Below are 11,317 nucleotides of genomic sequence, written 5' to 3' on the forward strand. Positions count from 1 at the left end.
AATCTATTCTTACCATTTAAATAGCAGGTTATTAACCACGCTGCTCTAATGGTATATAAGCTTGCTTGTCAGGACCAACATATTCAGCGCGCGGGCGAATTAAGCGATTGTTTTCATATTGCTCTAAAATATGAGCTAACCAGCCAGAAACACGGCTAACCGCAAAAATTGGCGTAAACAAGTCATGATCAATACCTAAGCTGTGGTACATAGATGCTGAATAGAAATCAACGTTTGGCGGCAATGGTTTACGGGATCTAACAATTTCTTCAACTTTTGTTGAAATATCATACCATTTCGGTTCACCAGTTAATTTCGTCAGTTTCTCAGACATTTTCTTTAAATGTTTAGCTCTTGGGTCTCCTTGACGATATACACGATGACCAAAGCCCATAATTTTTTCTTTATTATCCAGCTTTTCATTGATATAGCTTTCTACATTTTCCACTTCACCAATTTCAGTAAGCATCTTCATTACTGCTTCATTTGCTCCACCGTGTAATGGGCCTTTTAATGCTCCAATAGCTGAGGTAACACCTGAATATACGTCTGATAATGTTGCAACACAAACGCGAGCAGTAAAAGTTGACGCATTTAATTCATGGTCGGCATGTAAAACAAGTGCTTTATTAAACGCCTCAACTGCTACTTCATTAGGTTCCTCACCGGTTAGTGTATATAGGAAGTTTGCAGCCATTGATAAGTCTGTTCTAGGCTCAACTGGCTCTAAGCCTTTACGGATGCGAGCAAAAGATGTGACAACGATTGGAAGCTGTGCTTGTAAACGGATTGCTTTTCTATAGTTAGCTTCTGTATCCATCACATCAGCTTCCTCGTCAAATAAGCCTAGTAATGATACAGCTGTACGAAGAGCTGCCATTGGGTGCACACTATTGATAGGATATGTTCTGAAGTGTTCGATGACTTGCTGTGGAATTTTTGCATTTTCCGCAAGTTGTTTTTTGATTTCATTCAGCTGCTCAGCATTTGGCAGCTTTCTGTGCCAAAGTAGATATACCACTTCTTCAAAGCTTGCGTTTTCTGCTAAATCATCAATGTTATAGCCCGCATATGTTAGTGTGTCATCAATGATCGAGCTAACAGATGAAGTAGTCGCTACGATTCCTTCAAGACCGCGTGTTGCTGTCATATTAAACCTCTCCTTTACCTTTTATTCCCCATTTGATTCATCTTTAAAGTTTAAAAGTTTTACCCACAAAAATCCGTTTTCCATCTCATTTTTCCTATCAATGAATATGTAAGAAAAATATCTGTGGTAAGAGATATTTTTTATAGTATAAGCAAATTTATTTTATGCTTTTATACCAATTAAATACGAAATGCTCTTTCTTTTAAACTTTTTGACGATTGAGCGCTTGCTCAAATGCAAGCCCAAAAAAGAAAATGCTTACATTTTTTGTGATAAAAGAGTCAAAACGATCATTCTTGACTCATTATATACTATCTATATTTCATTCAAATGGTGATAGTATTTAGAAAACTTAATCATTTACCCAGTAGAGTCGGGAAAAGCAAGATTTTCTATTATGTAGGCATTTAAATGAACCTAACCCTATTATAAACAATTATCAGACTTTTGTGAATGAAAACAATTCAATAAGGTCAAAAAATTTGTTAGAAAAATTTTATTTTAGGGATTTTGCCACTTCATTCGACTACACATATATAACCATACCATAATTTTGTTATATTAGTGTACATTTTGCCTTAAATAATTTCCTGCTTTATTAACGATTGGAGCAACCCGAACTTTATGAGCTGAAAAGCTTTACGATTTGCATGGCGAGGTAGGCAATACCAGCTCCAATTAATGGACCTACAGCCACTCCATTAAATAGCGAAACCGCTAAAATTGTCCCAAAAACCAAGGCTGTCGTTATATGCGGATCTTCAGCCAAAAGTGTTAAGCCATTTTTGGCAATTAAGGCTACTGCAATACCTGCTCCTAATGCTATCCATGCATAGGCAGATTTCACTGCATCTAGAAGTTGTTTAAAACCAATATCCCCTGTTGCAATAGGCACAAGGACAGCAATTGTAATCACCGTTACTCCCCAATTGATTCCTTTTGAGCCGATGGCAGGGAGTATTTTTGAGTCTAAACCAAACAGTTTTATAATCATTAAAAAAGATACTGCAATAATTAATGACTGATTTTTTGCCAGCAGTCCGATCCCTAACAAAATAAGTAAAAATAACATCGGTTGACTAAACATGATGGACCCTCCATACAGAAACTTTACTAACAACTTTAAACTTTATCCCAATCTTAACAGACAGTAAACCCATCTGATAAAAGTCTCACTTTTTCATATATTCCCTTTAATTATCTCCTTTTGTTTACATAAACGTGTCCACCTTGTAATAAATATGCTATAAGACGCGAAAATTCGGGAGGAAACAAACTTGAGTTTGGACTATCTATATAGCACGTTAAGACTTTTATTAATTGTTGGAATATTGGTTATCGGTCTTTCCTTTTTTTATTATTTATCAACTTTAACCTATCCTTTTATCATCGCTATTTTTATCGCTTTTCTTATAAATCCGCTCGTAAATTTATTGGAGCAAAAGGGAAAATTCCCAAGAGGCATAGCGGTTATTACAGCAATCTTACTTTTAATTTGTATTATTGCGGGAATCCTTATCCTATTAGTTGCTGAAATCGTGTCTGGTACTACATATTTGGCAAAGGTGATCCCCGGGCATTTAAAACTGCTTACCGTTTACCTTGAAACCTTTTTTGTTGAAAAGCTAATGCCAATATACAACCAGTTAACCTACCTTTTTAATAATTTAGAGTCCAATCAACAGCAATCCATCATCGCAAATATCCAAAACATAGGTGAGCAGGTGTCCTCAAGCGTTGGAAATTTCATCAAAAGCTTTTTAGAAAATATACCTGCCATGATTAGCTGGCTTCCCAATGCAGCAACTGTCATCATTTTTTCTTTGCTGGCTACTTTTTTCATCAGCAAGGACTGGTATAAGTTTAAACATACCTTAAGTACGATCTTGCCGGTTAAAGCCAGAAAAAGCGGCAGAACTATTTTTGAAGAATTAAAAAAGGCATTGATCGGTTTTATTCGTGCCCAAGCAACCCTTATCTCGATTACAACAACAATCGTACTAATCGGACTGCTTATCCTTCGGATTGATTATGCAATAACGATCGCTTTGCTGATAGGGTTAGTTGATATCCTTCCATATTTAGGTACAGGGCTGGTATTCGTTCCTTGGATTATTTATCTGGCTTTTAGTGGAAGTCTCCCACTTGCGATCGGAATCGGGATCCTTTATCTAATTGTATTAATCCAACGTCAGGTGATGGAACCAAAAGTTCTTTCCTCAAGTATAGGATTAGATCCACTTGCTACACTTGTTTCTCTTTTCATTGGGTATAAATTAATTGGGTTTTTAGGTCTTATAGCAGGTCCGGTTACTTTAGTCATTTTAAAGACATTGCATAGTGCCGGAATATACGAGGATTTATGGGCATTTGTTGTAGGAAGAGGAAAATAATGAAAAGGATGACTTTTTGTCATCCTTTCTCTATTAACGAATGATCGTTATTCGATTTCGATCAACCCACTTACGAATAAGTGTGATGAGGAAGGGTTTTATTTTTTTCCTGCTTAAAGGAAATAACAATAAAAAACCTACTATATCTGTAATAAATCCAGGGGTAAGAAGCAATAATCCTCCAACTAATATACATAATCCATCAATGATCGCATCACTAGGTATTTGTCCATATTGCATTTGATGCTGTACTTTTCTTATCGCTTCGATTCCTTGTTTTTTAGCAAGCCAAGCCCCTATGACACCCGTGAGGATAATCAAGAGGACTGTTGGCATGACCCCAATGGTTTTACCAGATAAAAGGAGAAAACCTATTTCTAAAGCAGGTATGACAATGATGAATAGCATTAATAATCTCATCTTCTCACCTCTTAAATAAGAGACATGGTTAAGGACAAGCTCTTTTTATTCGTTTTTATATTCCTATTCTATTCGTTTTCTTAATAAAAGAGAAGTGATCTGTCCAATTGAAAAAGGAACCGGTAAAAACCGATTCCCCTACTTTTAACCAAAAACTATTTCTTAAAGTACACTTGCATGTCCTTGGTAGATTACGCCACGTACAGCGTCAACTGTTATATCCTGTCCGTCCTTTAGTAAGGTTGTAGCATCTTCGACTCCTACAATGACAGGAATTCCAAGGCTTAACCCTACAACAGCAGCATGGCTTGTTAACCCGCCTTCTTCTGTAATTAATGCAGAAGCTTTCTCAAGCGCCTCCATCATATCACGATCTGTACTTTGGGCAACAAGGATAGATCCTTTTGTCATCTTTTCTTTAGCATCTTTTGCTGTGCTTGCAACAACAACCTTACCGAAGGCTGATTTTCGTCCAATCCCTTGACCTTTTGCAAGAACGTCTCCGATTACATGTACTTTCATTAAGTTTGTTGTTCCGGCTTCTCCAACTGGAACACCAGCAGTAATCACAATTAAGTCACCATGGGAAACAAAACCACTGTTTATTGCTTCAATAACTGAGTTATCAAGCATTTCATCTGTAGTTGTTGAATGGTTTCCGCTTCTTGGATATACTCCCCATACAAGCGCAAGCTTACGAGAAATTGAGTCAGAAACCGTTACCGCGATAATTGGTGCTTTAGGACGATATTTTGAGATCATTCTAGCCGTATGACCGCTTTCTGTTGGCGTAACAATTGCTGACACTCCAAGATTTAATGCTGTATATGCAGTTGATTGCCCAATTGCATCCGTAATTGTTGTGCCAACTTGAGCACTGCGTTTCGTTAAAATGGCTTTATAGTCTAAAGCTTGTTCAGCTCTTGAAGCAATGTTATGCATCGTTTTAACCGCTTCTACTGGATATGATCCCGCTGCCGTTTCACCTGAAAGCATAATCGCATCTGTACCATCAAAAATAGCATTTGCTACGTCACTTGCTTCTGCACGAGTAGGTCTAGGATTACGCTGCATGCTATCAAGCATTTGTGTTGCTGTGATAACAGGTTTTCCTAATGCATTACACTTTCTAATTAAATCCTTTTGGACCAATGGTACTTCTTCAGCAGGTATTTCCACACCTAAGTCGCCACGGGCAACCATAAGACCATCAGACACTTCAAGGATTTCATCGATATTGTCTACGCCCTCTTGATTCTCTATTTTAGGAATGATTTGAATATGACTTGCATTATGCTCTTCAAGTAATTCTCTAATTTCAAGTACATCTGAAGCACGACGAACAAATGAAGCTGCAATAAAGTCAACGTCCTGCTCGATTCCAAATACGATATCTTTTGCATCCTTTTCCGTAATACCTGGAAGCTTAACACTCACACCTGGTACATTTACACCTTTTTTGTTTTTTAATGTTCCGCTGTTTTTAATAAGTGTTTTTATTTCATTGTTAGCTTGATCTAAGCTAATAACTTCAAGTTCAATAAGACCATCATCTAAAAGGATTGTCGAGCCGATATGTACATCGTCAATTAAACCTTCATATGTAACAGAGAATTTTTCTGTGGTTCCGATAACCTCATTCATAGAGATGATAATTTCTTTCCCAGCCTCAAGCTCAATTGCACCATTTTCCATTGTATGAGTTCGAATTTCTGGACCTTTTGTATCCAATAAGATCGCAACCGTTTTATTTAGCTTTGCAGAAGCCTCTCTAATGTTTTTAATTCTTGCTCCATGTTCTTCAAAATCACCATGAGAAAAGTTTAAGCGTGCAACATTCATTCCTGCTTCCATTAACTCTGTTAATTTTTCAATCGATTCACTAGCTGGTCCGATTGTACATACAATCTTAGTTTTTCGCATTTATGTTCCTCCTACCAATTGTGTGGAAAGGAGGCAGCTCTATGTAAGAAGAGATTACCTCTAATTCCACTTATAATATGGTTTTATATATTTGTTCGATTTCCCCGCAATTAACTTAAGCTCTTTAAATCGGGATCTTTATGAAAACGATCCCACCCTTTATCTATTATATAGATAGTTCTTTAGATAAACGGTACATATCATTGTCAATTGTATGAGGTTGATCCAGTATTTCTAAAATATCATGATGGACCAATTCATTCTTCTGGATACCTACACAACGTCCGCCCTTACCTTCAAGTAGTAATTCAACAGCGTAAGCTCCTAATCTGCTAGCTAATACACGGTCAAAAGCAGTTGGTGATCCTCCGCGTTGAACATGTCCTAAAACAGAGACGCGTGTTTCATAAGAAGTAGCTGCTTCAATTTGTTTTGCAAATTCCACTCCGCTTCCAACACCTTCTGCTACAACGATAATACTATGCTTTTTACCACGATCATGGCCGCGCTTTAAACGAGTTATAATATCTTCCATATCATAGTCAGCTTCTGGAATCAAAATCGTTTCGGCTCCTCCTGCTAAACCAGACCATAATGCAATATCCCCAGCATGTCTTCCCATAACTTCAATAACATATGTACGTTCATGTGATGTAGCTGTATCACGAATTTTATCAATTGCATCGATTACCGTATTTAGTGCAGTATCAAAACCAATTGTATAGTCAGTTCCAGGGATATCGTTGTCGATAGTGCCAGGTACTCCAACACATGGGAATCCATGCTCAGTAAGCTTTTTAGCTCCCATATATGAGCCATCTCCGCCTATAACGACTAATCCTTCAATACCATGCTTTTTCAGCTGCTCAATACCCTTTTTTTGTCCTTCAATTGTCTTAAATTCAGGACATCTAGCAGAATACAATTTTGTACCGCCGCGGTGAATAATATCTCCAACAGAACCTAATTCTAATTTTTCAATACGACCTTCAATTAATCCGGTATATCCGTGATAAATACCGTATACTTCAATATTATGATAAATTGCCTTACGAACAACTGCCCTTACAGCAGCATTCATACCTGGAGAATCTCCTCCACTCGTTAAAACACCTATTTTCTTCAAACTCTTCACCCCACTATATAATATAGCATTATTCATTTAATTAAAAACTAACTTGCAATGAAAGTCAAAAACAACATAAGCTGTATGCAGCTTTTGTCGAATAACCTTTTTAAGAGCCTATCTCATTATACAATAAATTCATCTCTGTGTTTAATGAATTATGTAATTTTGCTAAATTATTGTCCTTGCTTGCATGCTTGGTTGATTGCACCAACGTCCATGAATATATCTATTACTCAAAAGAAACGTGGACCAATGGCCACACGTTCTTTATTTTACCCCAAGTAACTCATTTGTAAATGATACTTGCCCTATTCTTTTATACTTTTCGTATCGATGCTGAATCAACTCTTCGCCATTCATTGCTGAAAGAGCCTTTAAAGAGCTTGCTAATACTTCTTCTATATACCCTGCTTGTTTTGTGATATCTTTATGTGCTCCACCTTTAACTTCAGGGATAATTTCATCAACAACGCCCAGTTCCTTTAGGTCTGGTGCTGTTATCTTCATTGTTTCTGCTGCCTTTTTAGCTAATCCGGAATCCTTCCATAGCAAAGCTGCAGCACCTTCTGGTGATATAACAGAATAAGTAGAGTTTTCTAACATATGAATGTGGTTGCCAACACCCAATGCTAAAGCACCTCCACTACCGCCTTCACCAATAACAACGCAAATAACTGGTACAGACAATCCAGCCATTTCAAACAAGTTTTTAGCAATTGCTTCGCTTTGACCGCGCTCTTCCGCTGCTTTTCCTGGATAAGCACCTTTTGTATCAATAAAGCAAATAATAGGACGGTTAAATTTATCAGCTTGCTTCATTAATCTTAATGCTTTACGATACCCTTCAGGATGGGGCATACCAAAATTCCTTCTGATATTTTCCTTCGTATCCTTCCCACGTTGATGACCAATAACGGTAACAGGAAGCCCCTTAAACTTAGCAATCCCGCTTACAATGGCTTCATCGTCGCCAAAATAGCGGTCACCATGACATTCAAAGAAATTAGTAAAAATATGTTCGATATAATCTAATGTTGTCGGTCTATTTGGATGCCTTGCAATTTGGACTCTGTCCCAAGGCTTAATATTCGTATAAATCTCATTTTCGAGTTTTTCCAATCTAGCTTCAAGCTTCTCAATTTCAGAGGTTAAATCAACATCTGATTGGCTAGTAAATTCTTTCAGTTCACTGATTTTTTTCCTAAGCTCGACAACGGGCTTTTCAAATTCCAATTCGCCTACCATGTTATTTCACCTCCTGCTTGATGGATATCTAGAATATTCTCAAGCGTATCCTTTAACTCTCGACGATCAATAACGGCGTCAAGCTGTCCATGCTTTAATAAAAATTCAGCAGTTTGGAAATCTTCAGGAAGCTCTTCCCTTATCGTTTGCTCAATAATTCTTCTTCCTGCAAATCCGATTAATGCGCCAGGCTCTGCAAAATTATAATCACCAAGAGAAGCAAAGCTTGCAGATACACCGCCTGTTGTCGGATGTGTCATAACAGAAATAATTAAACCGCCATTATCGCTATAAAGCTTTAATGCAGAGCTCGTTTTTGCCATTTGCATTAAGCTTAGGACACCTTCCTGCATTCTGGCACCACCAGAAGCAGTTAAAATAATAAAAGGCAGGCCTTTTTCATTTGCTTTTTCAATTGCACGAGTAATCTTTTCTCCAACCACTGAACCCATGCTTCCCATTCTGAAGCTGGCATCCATAATGGCAACAGTCGTTTTATAACCGTTTATCGTGCCTTCTCCTGTAACAACCGCCTCATTTTGCTTCGTTTTTTGACGGTCCTTTTCAAGCTTTTCCTCATAACCTGGAAATTGCAATGGATTTTCTGAAATCATGTCTTTATCATATTCAACAAAGCTATTCTCATCAAATAAACTCTGAATTCGTTCTCTTGCATTCATTTGATAGTGATAGCCGCAATTTAAACAAATCTTATGGTTTTTTACTAGTTCTTTTGAATAGAATATTTTTTTGCAGCTTGGACACTTGCTAACTATTCCTTCTGGAACATCTTGTTTTGTTTGCTCGGATGGAACCTGCGCATATTTTTTTTTCTTCGGTTTCGGTTTCGTAAATAAATCTTTTAACAAAACGGTACCTCCCCTTTTCTAAAGCTGTTTCATCGTTTCTCTACAAATCTTTTTCACTAACGTGGCACCTCATAATGTTTACTATAGGTATCATAGCTGTGTTAGGAAAGCAATAGTACATGACCCTCGTTATTACTTTAACGAAAGTTGAACAAGCATGTTGTTGAAGTATGTCAGTAACTATTCGACATTTTCCTCAAGTGATATGGCCTCATATGCTTCAAAAACTTTTTCTCGTTCTTTATTTAATAAGCCTTTTATAAGCATTTCTAATTTTTCATCCGGATAAACCATCCCCACATCCCGTTTGCAGACATACGTAACATACTCATTTAATACAGACCATATTCGAAAAAGGAGATGGTTATTAGATAATTGCATAAGTTCTTTCATTACTTCATATCTTGTCATTGTATGGTTTGTAAGCTTTTCTATTAAAAGAATAAGTTCTTTTTCACAATTATTTTGTAATAGTAAATTAAGTGCATTGTTTTCCAGAAGAACATTCATTTCTATAATATCATCAACCACTTTTGAATCTTCTAAAATGAATGTTCCCAGCAATTCGATAAGATGATGTTCCCTGAAGTCTTTAAGAAATGTTCCTTCTCCCCTTCTTGTTTCAATCATCCCTAATAGCTCAAGTGCACGTAATGCCTCCCTTACAGAGGATCTACCTACCTTAAGCTTGTCAGCAAATTCTCGTTCAGAAGGGATCTTATCACCATAAGAAAGCTGATTTTCAGCGATATAAGCTCTAATATGACGAAGAATTCCTATATAAACTTTTGATTGTTCAGTCGTCAAAGACAAATCACTCACTTCTACTCAATAATCGCAAGCCTTCTTGTTTTTTCAGCAACTTCCTCTGGATCTACTTTTATTCTCGCTACCCCTGTCTCCATCGCGGTTTTTGCCACGGCAGAAGCTACTGCTGGAGCAACGCGAGGATCAAAAGGAGCAGGAATAACATAATCTGGCCTTAATTCATTTTCAGTAACAAGTGAGGCAATAGCTTCAACTGCTGCTATTTTCATTTTCTCATTAATATGGGTAGCGCGAACATCTAATGCACCTCTAAAAATTCCCGGGAATGCCAGCACATTGTTGACTTGGTTTGGAAAATCAGAGCGTCCCGTACCAATAACCATAGCTCCAGCTGCTTTTGCATCCTCCGGCATAATTTCCGGAACTGGGTTTGCCATTGCAAAAATGATTGGCTGATCGCTCATTGATTGAACCATTTCTTTTGTTAACGCACCCTCAACAGATACACCAATAAAGACATCGGCATCTTTTATTACATCAGCAAGGGATCCGGCAATTTGATCTCGGTTCGTAAATTTTGCCACCTGCGCTTTTACTTCATTCATCCCAGTCGGACGATTCTCATAAATAGCACCTTTTGAATCACACATAATAATATCTCTAACTCCATAAGTATATAGAAGTTTAATGATTGCAATCCCTGCTGCCCCGGCGCCATTTGCAACTACTCGTATATTCGACATGCTTTTATCAACTAATTTCAAAGCATTTACAAGACCTGCAACCGTTACGATTGCTGTTCCGTGCTGATCATCATGGAATATCGGAATATTCGTTTCCTTTTTTAAACGCTCTTCAATCACAAAGCAGTTTGGTGCAGCGATATCTTCAAGATTGACCCCGCCAAAGGTTGGCTCAAGAAGTTTAACCGTATTAACGATTTCATCAACATCTGTAGTATTTAGACATATTGGAAAAGCATCTACCCCCGCAAAGCTTTTAAATAATACGGCTTTTCCCTCCATGACAGGCAAAGCAGCCTCCGGTCCAATATTCCCTAGTCCCAGCACTGCTGTTCCATCTGATACAACAGCAACCATATTCCCCTTCATGGTATAGTCATATACTTTATTTTGATCATCATAAATATCTTTACAAGGCTCCGCGACTCCTGGTGAATAAGCAAGACTTAAGTCATGTGCATTTCTAACAGGTATTTTAGACTTCGATTCAAGCTTTCCTTTGTTTACACGGTGAATATGTAATGCTTCTTCTCTCAATGACATCATGAACATCCCCTTTGTACCTTGTAAAGTTGCAAGAACAGACTATTGTTCAAGAACTTCTCGTAATTTTATCCTATCTCATAAGTGGTCTGACCACCTATAATCCTATTAAATGATAACATAATTCATTTGTT

At 37.4% G+C, this 11,317-nt stretch carries 10 protein-coding genes; 1 reads left to right on the forward strand and 9 read right to left on the reverse strand.

Translation table 11 applies throughout. The features are described 5' to 3' along the window. Nucleotides 1-31: 31 nt before the first annotated feature. On the reverse strand, nucleotides 32-1,150 hold the full coding sequence (gene citZ, locus ACSVDH_RS21085) for a citrate synthase (RefSeq protein WP_439249915.1): 1,119 nt from the start codon (nucleotides 1,148-1,150) through the stop codon (nucleotides 32-34). A gap of 622 nt (nucleotides 1,151-1,772) precedes the next feature. Further along, nucleotides 1,773-2,237, reverse strand: a complete 465-nt coding sequence (locus ACSVDH_RS21090) for a DUF441 domain-containing protein (protein ID WP_299089564.1) — start codon at nucleotides 2,235-2,237, stop codon at nucleotides 1,773-1,775. A gap of 190 nt (nucleotides 2,238-2,427) precedes the next feature. Here ACSVDH_RS21090 and ytvI point away from each other — a divergent pair, with 190 nt between their 5' ends. Further along, a complete protein-coding gene (gene ytvI, locus ACSVDH_RS21095) occupies nucleotides 2,428-3,543 on the forward strand; it encodes a sporulation integral membrane protein YtvI (protein WP_439249914.1) in 1,116 nt (371 codons plus the stop codon). A gap of 33 nt (nucleotides 3,544-3,576) precedes the next feature. Here ytvI and ACSVDH_RS21100 read toward each other — a convergent pair whose 3' ends face one another. From ACSVDH_RS21100 to ystJ, 7 genes are all read right to left on the reverse strand, one after another. Further along, nucleotides 3,577-3,963 carry an FxsA family protein gene (locus ACSVDH_RS21100; RefSeq protein WP_439249913.1) on the reverse strand — a complete coding sequence of 129 codons (387 nt, stop codon included), beginning with the start codon at nucleotides 3,961-3,963 and terminating at the stop codon, nucleotides 3,577-3,579. 162 nt (nucleotides 3,964-4,125) lie between these two features. Continuing rightward, a complete protein-coding gene (gene pyk / locus ACSVDH_RS21105; RefSeq protein WP_439249912.1) occupies nucleotides 4,126-5,886 on the reverse strand; it encodes a pyruvate kinase in 1,761 nt (586 codons plus the stop codon). A 166-nt stretch (nucleotides 5,887-6,052) separates the two neighbouring features. After that, a complete protein-coding gene (gene pfkA, locus ACSVDH_RS21110; RefSeq protein ID WP_299089571.1) occupies nucleotides 6,053-7,012 on the reverse strand; it encodes a 6-phosphofructokinase in 960 nt (319 codons plus the stop codon). Nucleotides 7,013-7,282: 270 nt separating this feature from the next. Then, nucleotides 7,283-8,260, reverse strand: coding sequence for an acetyl-CoA carboxylase carboxyl transferase subunit alpha (gene accA / locus ACSVDH_RS21115; RefSeq protein ID WP_299089572.1), 978 nt, complete (start codon nucleotides 8,258-8,260; stop codon nucleotides 7,283-7,285). Further along, nucleotides 8,254-9,129, reverse strand: a complete 876-nt coding sequence (gene accD / locus ACSVDH_RS21120) for an acetyl-CoA carboxylase, carboxyltransferase subunit beta (protein WP_439249911.1) — start codon at nucleotides 9,127-9,129, stop codon at nucleotides 8,254-8,256. Before accD ends, accA begins: the two co-directional genes overlap by 7 nt. 180 nt (nucleotides 9,130-9,309) lie before the next feature. Continuing rightward, entirely contained in the window at nucleotides 9,310-9,936 is a 627-nt protein-coding gene (locus ACSVDH_RS21125; protein WP_299089576.1) for a FadR/GntR family transcriptional regulator, read from the reverse strand. A 17-nt stretch (nucleotides 9,937-9,953) separates the two neighbouring features. Beyond that, nucleotides 9,954-11,183, reverse strand: a complete 1,230-nt coding sequence (gene ystJ, locus ACSVDH_RS21130; protein ID WP_299089577.1) for an NADP-dependent malic enzyme — start codon at nucleotides 11,181-11,183, stop codon at nucleotides 9,954-9,956. Nucleotides 11,184-11,317: the final 134 nt, after the last annotated feature.

The organism is Metabacillus sp. Hm71 (genome assembly GCF_051842955.2).
In the GTDB taxonomy this organism is placed as follows: domain Bacteria; phylum Bacillota; class Bacilli; order Bacillales; family Bacillaceae; genus Metabacillus.